General features: G+C 57.7%; 20 protein-coding genes and 3 pseudogenes. 14 read left to right on the forward strand and 9 right to left on the reverse strand.

The window, feature by feature from the left end; translation table 11 throughout:
* Nucleotides 1–109 precede the first annotated feature (109 nt).
* Nucleotides 110–895 (reverse strand): crotonase/enoyl-CoA hydratase family protein, encoded by a 786-nt coding sequence (locus CLU88_RS16125; RefSeq protein ID WP_099657459.1) that lies wholly within the window; start codon nt 893–895, stop codon nt 110–112.
* A 157-nt stretch (nt 896–1,052) separates the two neighbouring features.
* Between CLU88_RS16125 and CLU88_RS16130 the strand changes: the two genes are divergently transcribed.
* Nucleotides 1,053–1,940: an amidohydrolase family protein gene (locus tag CLU88_RS16130; RefSeq protein ID WP_099657460.1), complete on the forward strand. Its 888-nt coding sequence runs from the start codon at nt 1,053–1,055 to the stop codon at nt 1,938–1,940.
* Nucleotides 1,941–1,963: 23 nt separating this feature from the next.
* Here CLU88_RS16130 and CLU88_RS16135 read toward each other — a convergent pair whose 3' ends face one another.
* Both CLU88_RS16135 and CLU88_RS16140 read right to left on the reverse strand, forming a co-directional pair.
* Nucleotides 1,964–2,473, reverse strand: a complete 510-nt coding sequence (locus CLU88_RS16135) for a MarR family winged helix-turn-helix transcriptional regulator (RefSeq protein ID WP_369803843.1) — start codon at nt 2,471–2,473, stop codon at nt 1,964–1,966.
* A 135-nt stretch (nt 2,474–2,608) separates the two neighbouring features.
* Nucleotides 2,609–3,535 carry a LysR family transcriptional regulator gene (locus CLU88_RS16140; RefSeq protein ID WP_099657461.1) on the reverse strand — a complete coding sequence of 309 codons (927 nt, stop codon included), beginning with the start codon at nt 3,533–3,535 and terminating at the stop codon, nt 2,609–2,611.
* Nucleotides 3,536–3,656: 121 nt separating this feature from the next.
* Here CLU88_RS16140 and CLU88_RS16145 point away from each other — a divergent pair.
* A pseudogene (locus CLU88_RS16145) lies at nt 3,657–3,986 on the forward strand (SDR family NAD(P)-dependent oxidoreductase); the annotation flags it as partial.
* A 48-nt stretch (nt 3,987–4,034) separates the two neighbouring features.
* Here CLU88_RS16145 and CLU88_RS23550 read toward each other — a convergent pair.
* Nucleotides 4,035–4,136: pseudogene (locus CLU88_RS23550) on the reverse strand (DUF1810 family protein); the annotation flags it as partial.
* A gap of 178 nt (nt 4,137–4,314) precedes the next feature.
* The gene (locus CLU88_RS23410) at nt 4,315–4,443 is read right to left on the reverse strand and encodes a hypothetical protein (RefSeq protein WP_255410668.1); all 129 of its coding nucleotides are present in this window, start codon (nt 4,441–4,443) and stop codon (nt 4,315–4,317) included.
* 283 nt (nt 4,444–4,726) lie between these two features.
* Between CLU88_RS23410 and CLU88_RS16150 the strand changes: the two genes are divergently transcribed.
* The gene (locus tag CLU88_RS16150) at nt 4,727–7,840 is read left to right on the forward strand and encodes a metallophosphoesterase (protein ID WP_099657463.1); all 3,114 of its coding nucleotides are present in this window, start codon (nt 4,727–4,729) and stop codon (nt 7,838–7,840) included.
* Between the two features lie 37 nt (nt 7,841–7,877).
* Here CLU88_RS16150 and CLU88_RS22840 read toward each other — a convergent pair whose 3' ends face one another.
* Nucleotides 7,878–8,450, reverse strand: coding sequence for a hypothetical protein (locus CLU88_RS22840; RefSeq protein ID WP_143226029.1), 573 nt, complete (start codon nt 8,448–8,450; stop codon nt 7,878–7,880).
* A complete protein-coding gene (locus tag CLU88_RS16155; protein ID WP_099657464.1) occupies nt 8,440–9,156 on the reverse strand; it encodes a hypothetical protein in 717 nt (238 codons plus the stop codon). The genes CLU88_RS22840 and CLU88_RS16155 overlap by 11 nt, the downstream gene beginning before the upstream one ends.
* A 450-nt stretch (nt 9,157–9,606) precedes the next feature.
* Between CLU88_RS16155 and CLU88_RS16160 the strand changes: the two genes are divergently transcribed.
* From CLU88_RS16160 to CLU88_RS16200, 9 genes and pseudogenes are all read left to right on the forward strand, one after another.
* A complete protein-coding gene (locus CLU88_RS16160; RefSeq protein WP_099657465.1) occupies nt 9,607–9,951 on the forward strand; it encodes a hypothetical protein in 345 nt (114 codons plus the stop codon).
* A gap of 8 nt (nt 9,952–9,959) precedes the next feature.
* Nucleotides 9,960–10,943, forward strand: a complete 984-nt coding sequence (locus CLU88_RS16165; protein WP_099657466.1) for an MvdC/MvdD family ATP grasp protein — start codon at nt 9,960–9,962, stop codon at nt 10,941–10,943.
* Complete coding sequence (locus tag CLU88_RS16170) at nt 10,906–11,694, forward strand: hypothetical protein (RefSeq protein WP_099657467.1); 789 nt, start codon at nt 10,906–10,908, stop codon at nt 11,692–11,694. The genes CLU88_RS16165 and CLU88_RS16170 overlap by 38 nt, the downstream gene beginning before the upstream one ends.
* Nucleotides 11,695–11,825: 131 nt before the next feature.
* Nucleotides 11,826–11,945 (forward strand): annotated as a pseudogene (locus CLU88_RS16175) (IS481 family transposase); the annotation flags it as partial.
* Between the two features lie 80 nt (nt 11,946–12,025).
* Nucleotides 12,026–13,429, forward strand: a complete 1,404-nt coding sequence (locus CLU88_RS16180; protein ID WP_143226030.1) for a hypothetical protein — start codon at nt 12,026–12,028, stop codon at nt 13,427–13,429.
* 56 nt (nt 13,430–13,485) lie between these two features.
* Nucleotides 13,486–13,938, forward strand: a complete 453-nt coding sequence (locus CLU88_RS16185; RefSeq protein ID WP_099657469.1) for an HAD domain-containing protein — start codon at nt 13,486–13,488, stop codon at nt 13,936–13,938.
* A gap of 375 nt (nt 13,939–14,313) precedes the next feature.
* Entirely contained in the window at nt 14,314–14,625 is a 312-nt protein-coding gene (locus tag CLU88_RS16190) for an HU family DNA-binding protein (protein ID WP_099657470.1), read from the forward strand.
* A 332-nt stretch (nt 14,626–14,957) separates the two neighbouring features.
* Nucleotides 14,958–15,257: a helix-turn-helix domain-containing protein gene (locus tag CLU88_RS23555; RefSeq protein WP_099657471.1), complete on the forward strand. Its 300-nt coding sequence runs from the start codon at nt 14,958–14,960 to the stop codon at nt 15,255–15,257.
* Between the two features lie 19 nt (nt 15,258–15,276).
* Complete coding sequence (locus tag CLU88_RS16200) at nt 15,277–15,849, forward strand: helix-turn-helix transcriptional regulator (RefSeq protein WP_233205506.1); 573 nt, start codon at nt 15,277–15,279, stop codon at nt 15,847–15,849.
* Between the two features lie 44 nt (nt 15,850–15,893).
* Here the strand turns inward: CLU88_RS16200 and CLU88_RS16205 are convergent, their stop codons facing one another.
* Nucleotides 15,894–16,130, reverse strand: coding sequence for an MbcA/ParS/Xre antitoxin family protein (locus CLU88_RS16205; protein WP_099657473.1), 237 nt, complete (start codon nt 16,128–16,130; stop codon nt 15,894–15,896).
* A gap of 353 nt (nt 16,131–16,483) precedes the next feature.
* Entirely contained in the window at nt 16,484–16,696 is a 213-nt protein-coding gene (locus tag CLU88_RS16210; RefSeq protein WP_369827657.1) for an addiction module antidote protein, read from the reverse strand.
* Here CLU88_RS16210 and CLU88_RS16220 point away from each other — a divergent pair.
* Nucleotides 16,689–17,405, forward strand: coding sequence for a hypothetical protein (locus CLU88_RS16220; protein WP_158235614.1), 717 nt, complete (start codon nt 16,689–16,691; stop codon nt 17,403–17,405). The genes CLU88_RS16210 and CLU88_RS16220 overlap by 8 nt on opposite strands.
* Before the next feature lie 286 nt (nt 17,406–17,691).
* Nucleotides 17,692–21,447: a hypothetical protein gene (locus CLU88_RS16225; RefSeq protein WP_099657475.1), complete on the forward strand. Its 3,756-nt coding sequence runs from the start codon at nt 17,692–17,694 to the stop codon at nt 21,445–21,447.
* Nucleotides 21,448–21,458 lie beyond the last annotated feature (11 nt).

Raw genomic sequence — 21,458 nt, forward strand, 5'->3', positions numbered from 1 at the left:
TTCAATCACCCCAGGCCGTTCGGGCTGAGCTTGTCGAAGCCTTGCGCCGCGCTTCGACAGGCTCAGCGTGAACGGGTTGGGGTTGGAAATGCATGGAGACCTTGGCGACTTAGTCCTGTTTGCGAACCTTCGCTGCGCGGCCTTCGAGGAAGTCGGCCAGGCGGGCTTTTGCCTCGGGCGCGCTCTGGGCAATCGCGGCCATCATGGCTTCGGTGAAGAAGCCCTGGTCGGCAGGCTGCTCGGCAATGCGGGGCAGGGCGTGCATCAGGGCGTAGTTGGTCAGCGGTGCGTTCTGGGCCACGCGCACGGCCAGCTCAAAGGCCTTGTCAAAGGCCTGGCCTTCGGGCACGAGGTACTGGGCAAAGCCCGCTTTTTCGCCGTCTTGCGCGTTGTAGACGCGGCCGGTGAGCATCATGTCCGTCATGCGCGCAGCGCCAATCAGTTTGGGTATGCGCACCGCGCCGCCGCCGCCCACGAAGATGCCGCGCGAGCCCTCGGGCAGGGCGTAGAAGGTGGATTCATCGGCCACGCGGATGTGGCAGGCGCTGGCCAGTTCCAGCCCACCGCCCACCACAGCGCCGTGCAGCGCCGCGATGACGGGCACGGGGCCGTACTGCACGCGCTCCAGCGCGGCATGCCACATGCGCGAGTGGTGCAGGCCCTGGCCTGCATCGCGCTCTTTGAGCTCTGACAGGTCCAGCCCCGCGCAGAAGTGGGGGCCTTCGCCATCAATGACGGCAGCGCGCACGCTGGCGGGCATGGTTTCAAACAGGTCACGCAGGGCCAGGATCAGGCCGTCGTTCAAGGCATTGCGCTTGGCACTGCGGGTCAGGCGGATCACGGCCACTTCCTGGTGGTCGCCGCGCAGCTCGAAATGGATGTCTGGATGGGTCATGATGTCTTTCGTGTGATGGGAATTGTGGTTATAGTTAATAACCAATTCAAGCAAGCAAAACCTGTTTTTTCTCAGTACTTACCCTTGATCTGCGTCATAGGATTGGCGCGCATCCAGGCCCCGCACTGTCAAAAGACGCCGCCCACAGGAGACAACCATGGACCACGCCAACCTGCTCGCCATCGACATCCACACCCACGCCGAGGTGAGCTGCTGGAACCCGTTTGACAACTACGGCGAGGAGTACGACCGCGCTGCGGACAAGTACTTCAAGAACGGCCGCCGCCCCACCATCGCCGAGACGGTGGCCTACTACCGCGAGCAGAAGATTGGCCTGGTGATGTTCACCGTGGACGCAGAGTCCAAGATGGGCCGCCGCCGCATCCCCAACGAAGAGATCGCCGAGGCGGCCAAGGCCAACAGCGACATGATGATGGCGTTTGCCAGCATCGACCCGCACAAGGGCAAGATGGGCGCGCGCGAGGCCCGCCGCCTGATCGAAGAGCATGGCATCCGGGGCTTCAAGTTCCACCCCACGGTGCAGGCCTACCACCCCTACGACAAGATGGCCTGGCCCATCTACGAGGTGATTGCCGAGTACGGCATGCCCGCCATCTTCCACACCGGCCACAGCGGCATTGGCAGCGGCATGCGTTGCGGCGGTGGCCTGCGGCTCGAATACAGCAACCCCATGCACCTGGACGATGTGGCGATCGACTTTCCGGATATGCAGATCGTGATGGCGCACCCGAGCTTTCCGTGGCAGGACGAGGCGCTCTCTGTGGCCACCCACAAACCCAATGTGTGGATCGACCTGTCGGGCTGGAGCCCCAAGTATTTTCCGAAGCAGCTGGTGCAGTACGCGAACACGCTGCTCAAGGACCGCATCCTGTTCGGCAGCGACTACCCACTGATCACGCCCGAGCGCTGGATGAAGGACTTCCAGGAAGCGGGCTTCAAGCCCGAGGTGATGCCCGGCATCTTGAAGGGCAATGCGGTGCGTTTGTTAGGGCTGGACAAGGCCCAGGCAGCACCGGGCGCTTGAGTCGGGCGGCGGCTGCCGCCCGGTCAGTCGTAGACCTTTTGCAGCAGTCGGATCAGCGTCTTGCGCTCGGCCGCTGTCAGGCGGGCCGTGGCGTCCTCTTCCAGCTGCGCGGCGGTTTGCTCGGCCTGCTGCGTCAACTCGGCCCCGGTGGGCGTCAGGTGCACGCCCATGGCGCGGCCGTCGCTGGGGTGGGGGCGGCGTTCGATCAGGCCGCGCCGCTCCAGCGCGGCAATCAGGCCCACCAGGTTGGGCGGCAGCACATTGAGTGTGGCGCACAGCTGGCGTGATGTGATGCCCGGGTTGTGGGCCACCAGCGACAGCACCGAGAAGTCCACCACCTTCAGGTCATACACCGCCATGCGCTCCATGAACACCGCAATGATGGACAGCGACGCGCGCCGCGTGTTGTAGCCCACCAGCGTGCGCAGCAAGGTGGTGTCCACCATGTCCACGGAGGGGGCGGGTGCGGCTTCCTCCACGGTGGAGGTTTCGGGCAAGGGCGGTGGGGGCAGTTGGCGGGTGCGGCGGGCCATGGGGTGCGGTGGTGTTGGGGCGTGGCGCTGTCTGGGACCGGTTGGGGCAGGTGCCCAGGCGCTGGGTGGGCTGATTCTAATGAAAATGGTCTCCAGCCCCTTTTGATAAAGCGCTGGCAGCTATCAAAAATATAGCTAATGCACGTGTGGTGCAGGCGCCTGTCCCAGCTTGGCCTGCACCACGGCGGCCAGCCAGTCCATCACCACGCGCACGCGCTGGGGCAGGTGGCGGCGGTGGGCGTACAGCAGCGTGACGGGCATGGGCGGCGGTGGGTGCTGCGCCAGCACGGGCACCAGCAGGCCTTGCTCCACCAGGTCTTGCGCACCCAGCAGGGGCACCTGGATCAGGCCCAGCCCGGCCAGGCATGCGCCCAGGTAGGCCTCGGCGCTGTTCACCGTCACGCGCCCGCCCATGGGCAAAAAGGTGGTGGCGCCGCCCTCTTGCACCTCAAACCCGGCCGACCGCGTGCCCAGCGTGCTCACGTAGTGCACCAGCTCGTGCTGGGCCAGGTCTTGCAGCGTGTGCGGCGTGCCCAGGCGCGCCAGGTAGGCGGGGCTGGCGCAGGTGGCCACGGGCACCTGGCCCAGGGGGCGGGCCACCAGGCCGGGCTCGGCCACCGGGCCCACGCGGATCACGCAGTCAAAGCCCTCGCGCACCAGGTCCACGCGGCGGTCGGTGCTGCTCACTTCCACCTCCAGCTGCGGGTGGCGCTGCAGCAGCTCGGGCAGGCGCGGCAGCACCATGTGGCGGGCAATGCCGGTGGACATGTCGATGCGCACCCGGCCGCGCAGGGCGGTGCCTTCGGGCTGGTGGAACATGGTTTGCAGCTCGTCCACGTCGTCCAGCACATCACGGCAGCGCTCGAAATACGCCTGCCCGTCTTGTGTGAGCTGTACGCGCCGCGTGGTGCGGTGCAGCAGGCGCGTGCCCAGCTGCGCCTCCAGCTGCTGCACGGCCAGGGAGGCGCTGGCTTTGGGAATGCCCAGCACCTGTGCGGCCTGGGTGAAGCTGCTCAGCTGCGCCACGCGGGCAAAGATCTGCATGCGGTCCAAGGGGTTCATTGTTCGCCTTGTTAAGACAATGAATCTGATTTTGCGCCATTTATTCGTTTTGTTTGCGCCAATACAGTTCACCCCAGCCCGGCACATGGTGTGACTGGGCAACAGACCCCAGGACTGCACCATGACCACATCTACCACCTCCACCGCTTCTTCCGCATCGCCCTCTACCCCCATCGTGCTCATCACCGGCGGCAGCCGGGGCCTGGGCCGCAACGCCGCATTGGCCGCCGCCCGCACCGGCATTGACGTGGTGCTGACCTACCGCCAGCAGGCCGCTGAGGCCCAGGCCGTGGTGGCCGAGATCACAGCCCTGGGCCGCCGCGCCGTGGCCCTGCCGCTGGATGTGGGCGATGTGCGCAGCTTTGAAGGCTTTGCCGTCCAACTGACGCAGGCGCTGCAGACCCACTGGCAGCGCGAGCGCTTTGACTTCTTGGTGAACAACGCGGGCAGCCATCTCACTGCGCCCAAGCCCCTTGAATTGCGGAAACACGAACCACATCCAGTGAGTACGCTTTCTACCGGCCCGCAGTTCGTTCTGTATCCGCAGCCATACAGGCTCTTGGGCCTGCAAGAATCGATCTAGTACGAGTGGAAGAGGCATGCAGGGGGCTCAATGTTGAGCGAGCTTTGGTTGGGAGAAGATCAAAATTGATTCTATGGGGCTGCCCGCACGAGACCAAGTGCAAAAGTCTGCCCCCACTGAGCTCATTTTGACCAAGAGCGCCGACGCACACTGAGCACTCCCATTCCCAAAGTCGTCATAGACAGCAAGATCAATCTCACTCGCTGAGCGTTGGAATGGACGCCACGCCACCGAGGGCAGGTGCCGCCGCAGGCAGCGCCAGTGCAAAGGGCTCCTTGATCTGCCCAGCCGTCAGGTCGTTATCCCCCACATCGTTGTCCTTCACCGAATAAGTGACAGAGTCACCCGTGATGGTGCCGTCGGTAAATCAGCTGGGGGCGGCATTGGCCGCGCTGGGGCCGTACTTGCGTGGCTGCAGTCCGGTGAGCGAACCGGCAGGGTAGTCGATCTTCACATTCAGCGTGGCGCTGTTGCACCCCGTACCACTGGCCTTGGGTCTGTCCGAATTGTGGACTCACACCACAGGGAGGAACGCGACCGCCCGTTCTTGCGCAAGATTCATCTTGATACAGTAGAAGTATTTTTTCCGAGGCTTGGAGACTCTTTAAGTGACTGTACTGATATTGCATCTGAGTGACATCCATATCGACCGAAGCGATGACCATATCCTGTCCAAGGCGGAGAAGATAGCGGCCTGCACATATGTTCACCTACCAGCCGCCAATCATGTGGTTATCTTGGTGTCCGGCGATATCGCGCAGTCCGGGCGGCAGTCTCAGTATCTTCTGGCTGAGCAGTTCATCGAGAAGATTAAAGCGAGCATTGCCTCTCAGTGCCAAGTCCCTGTGACAGTCCTGGTAGCGCCGGGCAACCACGACTGCAACTTTGACGGAGATCAGGAAGCGCGCAACGTCATTGCCGTGGCCGCCGCGAAGAAGGGGCCCTCTGTTCCGCCAAGTTACGTCGAGCTTGCGACGGCGGTGCAGGACGAATACGTGGTATTCAAGAAAAGAATCTCACCGGCCGCACAGCGTGGCGACAAACTTTGGGAGACCTACGAGATCGAGGTCGCAGGCAAAATTATCGCATTCGATGCCTTGAATGCGAGTTGGGTGTCGACGAGGCATGAGCAGCAGGGAAATCTCTACTATCCGTATGAGAACTACGAAGTCGAAGCGCGTGTCGATGCTGCCCCAGATCTGCGAGTGGCGATCCTCCATCACCCGTTTTCATGGTTCAGCCAGACGAATGTGCAAAAGTTTCGCAGTTTCATGCACGGGCTGGAGGATTTCATTTTCACTGGCCATGAACATTACGCCAATGCGCGGTCGTCCGACGAGGTTTGGACCGGAGGGTGCAACTACATTGAGGGGGCTGTTCTTCAGCAGAGAAACGATCCCACCGAGTCCGGATTTAACGTTGTTCTTTGCAACATTGACGACTCCACATTTCTATTCGAAACATATAGGCTGTCAGGGGCGGGATACTCCCGGCAGAACACGTCCGCAGAGTGGGCTGATTACCGAAACCTGAAGTCCAAGGCGACGTCTGAGTTGCCGTTCACGTCGGAGTGGGAGGCGTGCCTTTCCGACGTCGGCGCTACGCTCAAGCATCCGTCTGGCCAGAAGGTCGCACTTCAGGATATTTATGTCTATCCGGATCTGGACAGTCGAGCTCAGCGAGACGAAAAGGATTCAAAGACTAGACTTGGCAAGATTAGTGCAAAAACGTTGAACGACTTAAAAAAGCCGGGTCTCGACGTGATCATCGAAGGGGCCGAAAATGCAGGCAAGACTCGATTGCTTTACGTCCTCCTTCAGAAGGCTCACGTAAATGGTGCCTTGCCACTGTTCATCAAAGGCGCGGCTCTGCGAAGCGGCGCCGACTCCGAGATTAGGAAGCTGATTCGAGGAGCTGTCATCGCGCAGTACGGAGCGGCTGCTGAGGAGTCCTACAACCAATCCGATTTCGCATCCAAAGTTATCTATCTTGACGATTTGGACGCATCCCCGCTAAACACTCAGACCTCTTCCGCAGTCTTCAGGAAGCTAAAGAAACACTTCAGTCGAGCTTTCATTACCGTTGGGGAAAATTATCAACTCGCTGAGTTGTTTGGCGAAACGAATGCCGAGCCTGATGCGGAGGAGGAATTAGAGGAACATAAAACAGAACATTACAGAATTTCTCCGCTGGGGTACCAGCGCCGGGCAGAGTTAGTTGAAAAATGGAACTCCATCGGTGCTAATGGAACCGAAGATAACAACGCACTGCTCGCGACCTGCGACGAGGCCGAAAGGCTGATTGAGTCAGCTCGCATCCAGCATGTGGCGTCAACCGTCCCCATCTTCGTTCTCTCGCTTCTGCAAGCGACGGCATCCGGGGCAACTAAGGAGTTGCTGAAATCATCTTTCGCGCACTACTACTATTTTTTGGTTATTGGCGCGTTCGAAAAAGGGGGGGTGAAACCCAACGAGATGGAAGCCTACATGGCAGCCGCGACGCATCTCAGTTGGTTTATCAAGTCCTACGGAGATCAGCAGCGGATATCCGTGACGCAGTTCAATGAGTTTGTTGCGGTTTACTCAGCAGACTGGACACAGACGGACGAACGTGAGCTGCTTGAGGTTCTCTTGGCATCCCGTCTGCTGGAGCAGGATGCCGACTCGCTGTACTTCACATACCCCTACGCTTACTACTATTTCTTGGGGCGATTCGCAAGCATAAGCGACCAAGAGGAGGTGCAGGATTACATCATCTACTGCATGCGGAATCTTTACGTCCGCGAGTGTGCGAATACGATTTTGTTTCTTGCCCATCACACGTCGAACAGCAAAGTCCTGGACCACGTGGTCGTTTCGTTGAACGAGCACTTTCCGGCGCTGAAGCCTGTTACCTTGTCCAAGGAGGACGTTAAATCCGTCGCAAAACTGATTTCATATGCCCCTGACGTCAGCTATCAAGCGCAGAACCCAAAGGACTACCGGCGTAAACAAGCGCTTGCCAAGGATTCAAGGGACGATGGAAAAGACGATTTGGCTGAAGCTCCCAATGCGGTCGATCAACCCAAGAACAGTGTTCAGGAATTGATCAGTCTGTTCAAATCGGTCGAAGTAGCTGGCGCGTTGTTGACCCACCAGTTCCCCAACTATTCGCGTGCCAAGAAGGCTGAGGCCATTCGCGCAGTATTCGACGGTTCGCTGCGGGCTATTCGGATGTTCTTCGATGTGTTTGAGAAAGACACCGCTGGTTTGTCCAAAGCACTCTCGCACAAGTTCCAGAGCGGCGACAAGGAGTTGACCAGGGAGGATGCCGAAGCGATTACGAGAACAGCGATCGGATTGTTGCTCCGATTTATCTCTACCATCTTCATCACGAAAGCAGGGATGCATCTCTCGTCGAAGGAGATCTCCAACAACGTTTCGGACGTGATGGGAACCTCGCCGACATGCGCCTACAGGCTTATAAAACTATCGCAGGAGCTGCAGCGGCCTGGGAGATTGCCGCGGCTCGAGATCACGCGTCTCACTCGGGATGAAGCGGACAACGCGTGTGTGATGGGCGTACTGCAGCTTCTTGTGACTCAGCGGCTGTATATGTACGAGACGGATTACGACGACAAGGATTGGGCGGTAAGCGCATTCCGCCTGAATGGGCAAAAGAATGCCATTGAAATGAAGCACCAGAAAGGGCCAGGAACGAGACGCTGGGCTTATCATGGCTAACAACCCAACCTTCTGGTATTTCACACTTTTGGGGCACTTACTTCGCAGGAAGGAGCTTGTAGCCGCCCTTGAAGTCAGGTGAGCTGGGAGCGACTCGCACACATGGTTTCAGGTGACCGTAGTGGTCGCATTGAGCGATGTCAACTAGACCCACACCGCGAAGTCTTTCAATCTCGCTGACCAAAAAGCGGTGCTCCTCTCTCCGTGCATGCAGTGTTGCCTCGGTGGGGGTAAGGCAAAAAATCCAGGTGCTGAACACTATGCCAATAGCGACAACGCTCGAAATGAGGCAGGCGACTAGTTTCCATGTAAATCGAGATTCGGCATTCCTATAGACAGCAGCAGCAGAAGCTGCGGCTGCGTCTGCCGCGGACCATTTCTGAACCATCTGCTCGGCTGCCGACTTTGCTGCAGCTTCTAACCTCGCGTTCACCGCAGCAGCCAAATCAGCAGGCAACTTCTGTCCTAACTCTCGCAATAGCGCCGCTGCATTCGCCGATTGCTCATTGCTGCGTTGCGCTGCGCTCTGAAGCGCAATTGCCTGATGTATGGCATTGTGAAAAATATCTGCCACTTGATCGACTTGGTCCCAGCGTTCATCAGGGCTCATAGGACTGCTCCCGCGATCTATCGATCAGACCTGAGTCCATTGCTCTCTGCGTTTGTACCTGTTGACTCAATTCTTCGGTGTGGGATCTGTGAACTGATAGCTCGAGACGCAGGTCACGGAAGTTCTCCAAGGCGACATAGCGTAGAGCACCGTCTTTGCCGACCATGACAAGTACACCGGAAGACGAACTATCCTTTCCACATGTCGTTGCAAGGAGATTCAGGTAGAGCTGCACCTTTTCGGGGTCACATTCCGCTTTGTCCCTTTCGTTTGACTTCACACATGCCACGGCCTCAGCAATAGATGTCGTGAACTCGATCAGAGAACTTTTGCCGTTAGCCATACTTCCAAAATCTAGATACGGTGTGATGCGGGTTGACCAATCAACCAACGCCTTACTGGTTTCTATATACCAGTGAACGGTTCTAGAGACCTCTTGCAGATCTGGCTTATCGGCGATGAGATGTTCCAGCGTTGTACGCTTCTCGCGCTCTTTATTGCTCGAATTCGAAACCCTCTTGAACTCGATAAGCCTTACGATGCCCGGATAGTTCAAGTGAACGTCTGCGAGCGGCCCGTCTAGAGGGGTTTGCTGTAGTAGATTGACAATTCCGGGAGGAACCGCTTCTGGAAACTTTCGGCCAAAGACGATACCTAGGCTGTACAAAAAAGTCCCGATCAAAATGTTCTCGTATGGATCTCGCATTTCCGCCCTTCCTAAATCCCAAGTAGGTGATACTTTACTGTTGCGGACACTGTCGTTCGTCTCTTCGTTGGATGTATATTGAATCGTCGTAGTCAGGTTCTTTGGCAGAACCTGACGTAGGCATTGTGTATGCGGTGGACTCGCCCGTTTTTATATGAACGGGTTCACGAGGGCTTCCTAGATGCGGAAAATCGTAAGGAACTCAAACCTCGATTGTCGGTGCTAGTTTCCGTTACGCTGCCCCTTACCAGCGACTGAGATTCATGCCGCCATTGCAGATTTCCAGTCTAAAGTGTGTTTAATTGAAGACGGGGGGCTGATGTCCACTCAAATCGGACTCACCGGGGCGCGTATAGAACTTCGGACCGTGTGATCGTGGATGTGAGCTTGGCGAAGCTCCATGGCTTTGCGAATAAGATACCGTAAGACTTCACCCTACAAGGACGAGATATGGCAGACTTCCATTTGCAGCCCGCTCCCATCGGGAGAATCAGCCCGTTGCTGGCAGGAACGGCCACCGAGCGGACTGGAAACGAGCAGTTGCCGGGAGAGTACTGTGGGCAAAGGCATGTGTGGCTCGTGGACGGAACACCAATTATCGAAGCAGTATCAGGTTTGGCGGAGTTGACCACGAAGACTGATGCGCAGATCGAGCGGGACGACAGTTCTGACCCCACCTTGCTAGAGCTACAAACAAAAACGAAAGCAGAAGTGGAGCAGGACGACCAAAGCTTCAGCATCGACATGCTCGGCCTTGTTACGAAGACGTTCGCCAACACGGAACGTGATGACTGAAGTAGCCCATGATCCTTATCGTCACCAGTAAGAGAGATTTGACCAGCGATTTCGTAGTACTCGAGCTTCAGCGAAAAGGACTTGCATACTTCAGACTCAATACCGAGGACCTCCCCAAAGGAACGTTCTACTGCCAGCCTGGACTCAATGACTCATGGCACTTTGACCTCGACGGCGTCTCCCTCGATTTGTCTCAGGTCAAAGCAGCTTACTTCCGACGCCCCGGGGCTCCCGAAACACTTTTAGATGTTGCAGAAGCCGAGCAGGCATACAGCGCAGGGGAGTGGCAGGCGGTACTGCAATCAATGTACTGGGCGGTTGGCAATCGTTGGCTAAACGCACCGCATGCGATAGCACTTGCAGAGGACAAGATTAGGCAATTGGCAGCAGCTAGGCAATTTGGATTTCTCATACCTCAAACTTTGATTGGCAATTCGCCAACTGCTGCTGGAGCGTTTGCCGCCGAGGGAGGGGTGGTAGGCAAGCCTTTACGAAACGCTGTCTTGAAGGGATCTCCCACTGACAAGATAGTGTTCACTTCGCGGATTCAGATCAATGATCAAACAGATCCGCTTTCCATCAAGGCTTGCCCACTGATAATTCAACGGGAAGTCAAAAAACGGTACGACGTGCGCGCAACGGTTGTGGGTGAGATGGTTTTTGCCGCCACGATCGACTCACAAGCCCATCCCGAAACTGAGGTGGACTGGAGAAGGTCTTCCGCGCCTGATCTAGTGCACTCTTCATACGCTCTCCCAGAGGAGATTGCCCGGAAATGTGTGGCACTCACCCGAAGCTTGGGCCTTCGTTTCGGCGCAATTGATTTTGTTCTGGATCTGGACGAACAGCTTTGGTTTCTTGAGATTAATCCAAATGGTCAGTGGGCATGGATAGAGACGCGGACAGGACATCCTATTGCCGCCGCTATTGTGGCTGAATTGGAGCGGATCGCGAATGAAAAAGCTGCTGCAGGTGGTTTGGCCACGGCCTGAACGGTTCCCGGCAGATTTGCTTGCCGAGACTCTGAAAAATGATGACGCATTGGATCAGAGCATTTTGGGGTTGAAGGATCTCGGTGGCTCGGACGCGTCTTTGTATTTGGAAGCCGCCAGACACATCACAGCTTACGAAGACAAGCGCAAGGCAGGAGCAGAAACTCGTGCAACAACGTTCATAGCTGCTGTTGCTGCTTTGATTCCATTGATGACGTGGGCTATCGGCAGTACTGCGCCGTCGGTGACTTGCTCTTCGGGATGGGGGTGTTATCTGTGGACGGGAGTTTTTACCCTGGCGGTTTTGTACTTCATCACTGCTGCCTACTGGGCCCTCAAAACCCTTGCCGTTGCCAGCTACCACGTTATAGGGGTAGAGGACATTGTTCAGTTCAAAGAAAAAAGGCTGAATCTCCAAAAAGTGCTGATTCAACAAACTTTGCTGCAGGGGCGGCGCAACCGGGACACTATCAACACGAAACTCACTTTCATCAAGGTGGCACAGCGACGCTTCTTCAATGGCCTCGCGGTTCTCGGCTTTCTTCTAATGCTCGATCCAGCGGCACGATTTGGCGTACTTGAAGCGGCTCAAACTCAATTCACAACTTGGGGAAGTGGCTTGAAAAGCCTGCTCAGCGTTCCATCCCAAAAACCAGAGATAGGCAATGCTGACTGGCAAGTGGCCGAAGACGCTGTGCTTCTGCTTCGCATGGATCGACAGCTTCCCCCTAATGCCTTACAGCGTCCCTGACAGACCAAGTCTTTTGCACCCCTATTCGCTGTGCGCTGCGTCCAATATGTTGATTGGGGAGCTCGTGTTGAATAGATCAGATCTGTTCAATTTATTGATCTGGGAGTAATTGCTCGGTGATGGGATAGAGCAATTGCCAGCTGCCGCAGTCAGCACTGGGCAGCAAGACGCCGATGCAGGCCATGAAGCAGTGGTACCAGGAGAGGCCGGATCTGTTTCACAAGCGGCCATATGATCGTCCGGGATGCGACAGGTATGCAGGTCAGGCGGCATTTTGCGCTTGCCCGCGTGCAGCACGTCTTCTAGGATGCGCCCCAGGGAGGAAAACACCATGCAACGATGGAAAACGTCTGCGGCCGTATTGGCCCTGGGGATGATGTCCTGCGCAGTCTCTGCGCAAACCACGGTGGCGACCTGGAACGTGGCCTGGCTGATGGCCAAGCCCACCTATGACACTTGGACCAGCACCTGCAAGCGCTATGGATGGCCCTCCGATGTCTCCAAGATCACGGACGCCAGCTTGCGCGACAAGGCCCGTGAAGAACTCAAGGGCCTACCGTACTGCAATGTGCACAACGGCATGGTCTTCCCACCCGACAGTTGCCTGATCGAAGACGCCAGCAAGAGCGAAGGCTGGCCCGATGCTCCCCGCTACGGGCCCAATCATCCATGCCGCGTCAGCCTGGACCTGAGTGGCAGCTGGTCCCAGTACGAGATCAAGCTCCAGCACCTGCGCAAGATGGCCGCTGAGCTGGCCAAGGCCAAAGTCAATGTACTGGTCCTGCAGGAAGTCTTCGATGAAGACGCCGTGCGCCAGATCCTCCCGCCCCACTGGGAAGTGCGCTCCACCAAAGGCATGGCAGGCTCCCCAGACATTCCTCAGCAACTGGCAGTGGCATACCCCAAGGACAATCCTGCCCGGGTCAGGAACGTACAAACGTATGGAGACCTTTCCAAGGTCGGTCTCACTCGCCATGCCGTCAGACCTGGCTTGGACTTCACGGCCGATGTCGCAGGCAAGCCTGTTCGCTTTCTGGGGGTGCACCTGAAGGCCGGATGCCGCTCTGCGGACATCACCAACCCTGTGAAGCGGGACTATCACACCGCTGAGGACTATGAACGCCTGCAGTCGGAGTGCAACGCGATGCTCGCCCAGGTCCCGGTGCTGGAGCGCTGGATCGAAGAGCGTGCAGATGCCAAGGAAGAGTTCGTCGTCCTCGGAGATTTCAACCGCAACCTGCAGGGAGAAGCCAGCAAGACGGCCCGCAGTGACAACACGGACCCCAAGGACCCCCTGACATGCGACTTCAATGCGCAGCGCGGCAAAACCGAATGCTCAGCGCCCGTAGAGCGACTGCTGCCCGAGATCAGTGACGACAAGCCAGCAGGGGCAAGTCTGATCCGCGCCTTCTTCACGACCGCACAAGGCACCGAGCTCAAGATGGTGCGGGGGCAGTACCCAGAGAACTCTAGGGGAGCCTGCGTTCTCAAGTCTTCAGGCACCTACAAGCGTCAGGATGGCAAAAAGGTCGTGGACGAGGTGGCCTCGTTGGCCCATGACGGTATTGACCATGTGCTGGTGTCTGCGGCTTTGGCGCAGCGGCTGAACAAGACCAGCTTTGTGATGAACCGGTATACCTACCGACGCACAGGAGAGACCACTCCCATGATCGTCACACCGCAGGATGCTGTTCCCTCGGACCACTGCCCGCACTTTGTGACGCTGGGCCAGTGAGCCCGGAAAACAAAAGCTGGCCCCTACCTACTGACGGACAGTCTCCGAAAGGTTGAATGCCCATACTGTTTCTGGACTTTGATGGGGTCTTGCACCCCGAGCACTGCCATGAGTCCAAACACTTCAGCTGCCTGCCCGTACTGGAAGACGCACTGCGGCAAGCGCCTGAGTGGCAGGTGGTGATCAGCAGCACCTGGCGGCTGCTAAAGCCACTTGACCAACTGCGCAGCCGGTTTTCTGAAGACATCGCTGCCAGAGTGATTGCAGATACTCCCCGTTTCAACACCCTGGTTGATGTTCCCTCCACCCTTGCCAGCTACGAGCGGGAGGCCGAGTGCCAGGCGTGGCTGAGGGCAAACGACATGGCCTACCTGCCCTGGCTGGCCTTGGATGACCGCTCATGGTTGTTTCGGCCGTTTTGCAAGTCGCTGTTCCTGGTGAATGGCAAGACGGGCCTCACCGCTTCAGCCGGGGAGCAATTGAAGGAGAGGATGCGCCAGTTGTGCTGAGGATTCTGCGAACTGCAGGCTAGCCAGCAGCCTCCTCCAGGGGAGTGGCGATGTTGGCACACAGGTCGGGCCACCGAGGAGCCACGGCGCTGGCATGTCTCGGAGCAACGATACCTAAATATAGTTTTCTATCGAAATCTATATTTAGGTATCGTTCGGGGCTGCGCTTCTGTTGCTCCGGGGTGTATCCCGCGAGGCCCCCTCTTGAGATCCGTGTCCAACATTTGCACCATGCGCATGGTCGACAACATGCGCATGTTAGGAACCAGGTGCCCCGCAGTCTCATTGTTGCGATTTGCTTCCCCACCACGTCCCCACCAGACAGCAGGCGGCGGTATAAACAGCACCTCTTTTGCATTCACCCACTCACCACCTATGAACCGCGCTGATCTCGTTGAAATCCTGGCCTCCAAGCACGACCTCTCCAAAGTGGCTGCCGCAGCTGTGCTGGAGTCCTTCATTGATGCCGTGCAAACCGCCGTCAAGAAGGGCGACGCTGTCCAACTCGTGGGCTTTGGTACCTTTAAGGCCGCCAAGCGCGCCGCTCGCACGGGCAAGAACCCCTCCACCGGCGCAGCCCTGAAGATCCCCGCCACCACCGTGCCCAAGTTCGTGGCCGGTGCCAAGTTCAAGGCCGTGGTGGACCCCAAGGCCGCCAAGCGCAAGGCTGACAAAGCCAGCAAGTAATAGGTCGAATAGGTCGCCCAGGCCTGCCTGGGCATCCAAGCAAAAACCGCCTCTGGCCATTGGCCTCGGGCGGTTTTTTGCATGTCTCACCAGCGCCGATCTTCCCCGAAGGTCACCGCAGTACACCTGCGCGGCGCCTCCTTCTTTTTTCCGAGGCTGACCCGTTTCTTCCTGCCGTCAATCTATAGAAAGTTGGGTGTTACAGGCTCTTTTGGCATTCAACCTATGAAATTGCATAGGTTAAAGACACTCAAGTCATCGGGCATGCCGCATCAAAGAACGAGCTGTTGTGGCTACCATTTGGCCTTAACGCATGACAATTCATAGGTTGAATGACGGAGCACAGAACCCCCTCAGAACTTGAACGTGATCTTGGAGAGCAGATCCGTCACGAGCGATTGCGCAAGAACCTGACCAGGAAGGTCTTGGCCACGGAGGCTGCGATTTCAGAGCAGACCCTGCGAAACCTTGAGGAAGGATCGGGCTCGCGTGTGGAAACGCTGATCCGGGTGGTTCGCGCACTGGGCAAGACGTCTTGGCTTGAGAGCTTCAAGCCGCGTGTCTCCATCAGCCCCATGCAAATGCTCAAAGGCACACAACAGAGGCAAAGGGCATCCAAGTCAAAGGGCTGAGGAATCTGCTCAGGGGCGAATGAATGAGAGAGAAGCTCAGGATGCTTTGATCTTTCCAAGCCTTCCAGATGCAACGTACCAGCTGCTGTGCGCGATGCTTGCGGATTCCATCCCAGATACCATCGGGCGTATGAATACCTTTTCCAACGCATTCCGGGCTGAAGTGGTTCGCATGGCGCGCAAAGAGCTCAAGCCAGAGTTGCAGAGCATGCGCAAGGCGATCACCAGCCATCGCTCAGAGATTGCGGCGTTGAAGCGTGACGTCAAAAACCTCACCTCGCAACTGAAGGCGGCCCAACGCCAAACCAAGGCAGTGCAAACTGCCCTCCCGTCTGGTCAGCCCACAGTGGCGAAGCGGGCCTCGGGCCAAGCGTTTGTGTTCAATCCCGCGATGCTGGCGCAGATGCGCCAGGCCCTTGGCGCCACCCAGCTGGAGATGGCGTCTTTGCTGGCGGTGTCTCCCCTGTCGTATTCCCGGTGGGAAAAAGGCCAAGCCCACCCACGCGCCAAGCAGCTGGCGAAGATTGAAGAAGCTCTGCGGATGGGGCCGCGCGTGGCAGAGAAGAAGATTCGCCAAGCCGCAAATGCCTGACGGCCGAGCCAGTGCGGCGACGGGGCTAGATCTGTTTGGAACGACTAGGCGTAGCTGCCACTTTGGATTTGCAGCAGCGTCGATTGGACCAAGGCCAGCCCTCCGGGTTCTTGCAGTAGGTCGCCTGGACGGCGGTTTCCGAAGGCGGGCAGTGGCGCTGCGAGCCACCCTTGCAGCCAGGCCTGGGCGTTGAATCCTTCCGTGCAGCCTGATTCCCCAACGATCTGCAGCACAAGATTGACCAGCTCTTGCGGGGGTGATGTTTCGCTGAGGTGGGCCATGTGGCATTGTGATCTTGCGGCCCGTTGGCTGCAAACCCAATACGACGAACCACGGCCGGGTGCTCATGGGCTTCTTCGGGATCTGTTCATTTATTGTGCGTGTTCATTTGCAATGAACATGGCGAAAAAATGAACAGCGGCGCATTCTCTCTGAGGCGGTCGTGGCCTCCAGCTCCCTTTGAACTGGGACGTTCTTGAAAAAGAGGTCCTTTGTAGGCGCCGATTGAATCTTGAAAGTATGGGTGGTCAGGTTTGCACGGAGATCAACAGCTCAGGCGTGTGCTGACTCCAGCGTCCGTTTGAACCCCAGCGCATGGATGACTTTGAAAAGAGTGTCTGCGCTGGGCGCACGTTCACCAGACAGGCTCTTGTACAGAGCTCTCGCGAGACAACCCTGTGTCGCGTGCAAGCTGGCTCATGCCTCGGGCCTTGGCGATGTCTCCCAGTGCAGCAGCCAACAGCTCAGGGTCGCCATCTTCCAGCACTTGACGCAGGTATGCGGCAGCCTCTCCATCGTCGGTGAGGTAGTTGGCCATGCCAAACGGACGGGTCTTCATCTTGCTCATTTTGCAACTCCAGAGCCATTGCTTTGGCGCGTTCAAGGTCGCGATCTTGGGTGGCCTTAGCCGCCTTGCGCCCACCGCTTCAGGACAAGCGCGTCTTGCCGATAGCCAGAAGGTTACGATGAAAAGCCTCCTCGCTCTGCTGCTGGTCAGCGCCTGCTTCCAGGCGCAGTCCGCCGACCTGCCTCCCTGCGACAAGGCGGTGCGTTTCAGTGCGGCTTGGTTCGCCGACCCGGAAGTGGACAACGCCAAACCGTCCGCCGAACTGACGAAGATCGGCGCGGGCGCTGGCCGCAGCGGTACGCAACTCGGCCACGTCGTTGTCGAGACCAAGCTGGCGGTGATGCCGCAGACCAGTTGCCAGGGCGTCGTCGTGCGGCTGGATTACATCAAACCGGTGCTGCGCGTGGCCAGCGAGATCCCGCCGGGCAGCTGTGCCTATGCGCACGTAATGAAACACGAGCAGACCCATGTGCGCATTCACCGCGATATCGCGCGCCAGTTCCGCGAGCTGGACTATCCCTGGGCCTCGGGCGGCAGCAGCGCGGGCATCCTGGTCTACGCGAAACAGGAGCTCAGCCGCCTGATGCAAGCCCAGGTGCAGTTCGACAGCCCAGAGGAATACGCCAGCAACTTCAGTGCGTGCGGTGGTGAGATCGGGCGGCTGGTGAAGCCCGCGGCGTCTACCAAGTCAGGGCAGACACCTGGTTGAGGCAACCGCCTTCCGCGAAGGCTGATTGGTCGCGCCTTGGGCTGGACCAGACTGATGCCGACGGTCAGGCTTGCTGCCGAGCCCGGAGTGAGCCACCGCGCCGACCTTCGACTGCGCCACATGTTCCGCACCCAACAAGCGTTTGGGTATAGCGCCATCCGCTCGACGTGAAAGCGGTACTCGGTGATGTCCTGGATACGCTTGGCACTCATGCAAAATCTCGACTACACCTTAGTCAAAAACACAGACCTGCCAGGAGCGGGAGACACCTGGAGAGGAAGTAGACGTGCAGTGGATCGACGTAAAAGGCCTTGAAACTTGGGCTACCTTTTTGAACGCTCGCGAAATGGTGATGGCCATGCTGGCGGATCTGATCCGTATGACCATCGACGATGCGTCGCGCTTTCGTTTCCCGAGCGGCGAGGCTAGCCAGCTGAGAGGCTGGGATGGAGACCTCGAAACGACTGAGGCCAAAGGCTTCGTTCCGGCAGGCAAGTCGAAGTGGGAGTTTGGCACTGGTCCAGGCGCATCGAAGGCTAGCTCCGACTATGAAAAGAGGACCGGACAGACCCCCGCTGCAGAGATGGCGGATAACACGCTGATCCTCGTCAATCTTGGCTCCTGGGACACGCCGACGAAGAAGATTCCGGAGTGGGAGGATGACCGGCGTCGGGAGGGTAAATGGAAGGGCGTCAAGTACATTGACGGCGTCCAGCTTGTTCAATGGCTGCAGGACCATCCGGCGATTGCTGCCCGCTACGCCCGCAATGTTCTCAAGAATGCGCCCCAGGACGGTGCCTTGAGTACGGATGAGTACTGGGAAGAGTTCAGCACGCAGTTCAAGCCGCAACTCAGCGAGAAGGTCGTCATCGCTGATCGTAAGCAGGAGGCCGACGCGCTCATTGCTAGGCTGATGGGGCAGCCTGAATCCTTCATGCTAGGCGCCGAAACATCCGAAGAAGTCATCGCTTTCGCAGTTGCGGCAATACGCAGCGCGGAGCCTGCCACACGCGAATCATTGGAGTCGAGGACTTTGATCGTTCGCTCGGAGGCGGCTGCCCGCTTCTTAGCTATGCACGCCAAGATGGCTTTCATTGCCACGGGCGCCGCTGAGGCACTGGTGGGTGTCCTCGCAAAGCACTGCCCGGTGCTGTCGGCTGCAACTGGTGCCCAAGCCAAGCGTGGTCCTGTGTTGAACAGGCCAACTGCCTCTGGCATGGTGCCGGGCTTCATTGAGATGGGCCTCGATCATGGACAGGGCTACGAACTGGCTCACAGGTGCGGGCGCAGCTTGATCATCCTGAAGCGACTCATCAGGAATGCGCCGGTTGCTGACCCGGTATGGGTGAGCCAGGCGCCTATGCTGAAGCCCGCGCTTCTCGCCGGCGGTTGGTCCAGCGATCTTGATGCTGACTGCGAGGTGCTGAAGGAACTGGGAGGCCACGCTAACTATGGAGCGATTGAGGCAGCCCTCATGCCGACATTGGGCATACCAGACCGCCCGGTCGATCGGGAAGCAGATGTCTGGCAAGTGCGCGCGCCCGTAGATGCCTTCTACTTCTATGGTCGTCAGCTCACAGAAGAAGACCTGATGCGGCTACGTGACGCCATAGTCAAGGTTTTTGGGAAGCAGCCTGAGCAACCGTCCCGCGACCAGAAATTCAATCATGCCAAAGCTGCTACATCTGATCACAGCCGGTGGCTGCGTGATGGACTTGCGTTGACGTTGCTAATAATCGCATCAATGCACAAGGTGGCAGATCTACACCTCAAGGGTCGGTCGCCGCAGCAGTATGTTGATGAGGTAATTAACGCGTTGCCCGATTGGGGTAAGTCACACCATTCAATCGTTCGCATGGGCGATCAGACTGCGCTACTCGCAGAGGCTGCCCCCAACCCTTTTTTGAAGGCCCTCGAGTCTATGCTCGAGGGCTCCCCTGAGCAGGTCGCACAGATCTTCGAGTCAGAGCGGGACCGATATTTCGGCCCGTCGAGCACGCACGTGCATTTTCTCTGGGCGCTGGAATCGATTGCCTGGGACCCACGATACCTAAACCGTGCAGTGGTGGTGCTCGCCAAGCTTGGTCAACTGGATCCGGATCCGGACTCGAACCACGTAAACCGGCCGATTAACAGTCTGCGCGACATCCTGTTGGGTTGGTCGCCCAACACCTTCGCATTTCAGGCTCAGCGCATTGCGAGTCTTGATGCGGTCCTTGCGGCGTGTCCCTGCGTCGGCTGGCAATTGCTCAAGAAACTTCTCCCCCGGCACCACGACTCATCATCGCCCACGCAACATCCAAAGTTGCGCGATCTCGCGCCAGAACAGCCCGAGGAGATTACCTTCGGGTTGGTATGGGATTTTGAAGTTGCCGTCGTGGACCGCACCCTTGTCGCTGCTGGTGAAGACGAAAGCCGTCTAGCCGTCCTTGTCAAGGCGATGGGGCAATTGCAGTCACTGAATCGCGCGAAGGTACTTGCACACATTGATAGCTACCTTGCAGCGAACCAGACGGCCGAAGGCCGCGCGATCTGGCACGAGCTCAAAGACGAGGCGGTACGCAATGAGTACTTTAGCGATTCAGACTGGGCATTGACTGGGGAAGATATCTCTGCACTGAAGAGTGTGGTCGAGCGACATCGACCAACTGATCCTTTGGTATCGGACCGCCATGCCTTCGATGACTGGACTCCGCACATTGGCAAGTACGCCCCGAATGCTGAATTCCGTGAAAACGCCACCGACTTGCGCAAGGAAGTCATTCAGCGCGTCTTGGCGCGAGACGGCGTACCGGGCATCCTGAAGCTCGCGAAGATGGTCAAGTTGCCGGATCTTCTAGGCCAAGTTCTGGATGAAGTCCCGTTGACCATCGAGCAGATGTTTGAGTTGATGCAAGGAGCGTTGGAGCCCGACGCTCCTCCCCGTTTGTCATACTACGTCTCGTCATCTGGTTTCAAAAATTTTAGAGACCAATGGAAAGACTCCTTCCACGATCGCGTACTTTCGCGAGTTGCAGACAGCTCGGTAAAAGCCAAGCTTCTCTTGGGATGGTCCGCTACACCATCGACCTGGGCCTATGTCGACGCACTTGGCAGCGAGGTACGCGATCAGTACTGGCGCCACATGAGCCGTTTACCGCTCGAAGGCTCAATCGATGAATTGCTCTTCGCGATCGATCAACTCCGAAGCGTCGAGCGTGACATCGAAGTCCTAGGGATGCTACACAAACGAAGCACTGATCTACCGTCTAGCCTCCTTGTGGACCTACTTGCTAAAGGTGCTCGACAGGTGAGCGATGGGATCAAGCGTCAGGGAAACATGCTTTCTTACGACGTCGGATTGACATTGCAGGAGTTGAGAACGCGCAGCGATGTCGAGAAGATGGAAATAGCAAAGTTGGAGTACGCGTATCTCTCAGTTCTGCGCCATGACAGCGAACCACTGACGATATACAGCCTCTTGGCGTCGGAGCCTGAAATGTTTGTCGAAGTGCTGTCTCACATCTTCAAAAGCAAGAAGGCGACAGAAGAGCCGGTTCTTAGTGACGAGATGAAGGCGCGTGCCAGGATGTCGTACGAGGTGTTGTCAACATTCACGACTGTGCCTGGAATGCTGGATGGAAAGATCGACGTAGGTGAATTGTCCAACTGGGTGACGAAGGCTAGAGAGCTTGCGGCCGAGAAGGGGCTTGATGAGATCGGAGATCAACGCATTGGCTTTGTTTTGGCGCATGCACCCAAGGACGCCGAAGAGCTTTTCTGGCCTCCTTCCCCAGTGTGTCGAGTGATCGAAACGGCCGCCTCTGCCCAGATTGAACGCGGATTCGCGATCGAATGCTTCAATAAACGCGGCGTATTTGGCAAGGGTATAAACGAAGGCGGAGACCAAGAGCGGCGGTTCGCCGCAACGTACAAAGACTGGGCAGATGCTACGAGGAACTTCCCTCGAACTTCAGCGATGTTGACGGAGATCTCTGATAACTGGAACCGTCACGCCGAAAGAGCGGACGTTGAAGCAGAACAGAGCAAGCTTAAGTATTAAACCCTAAGCCG

The sequence above is a fragment of the Acidovorax sp. 56 genome, assembly GCF_002749705.1.
Classification (GTDB): Bacteria; Pseudomonadota; Gammaproteobacteria; order Burkholderiales; family Burkholderiaceae_C; genus Acidovorax.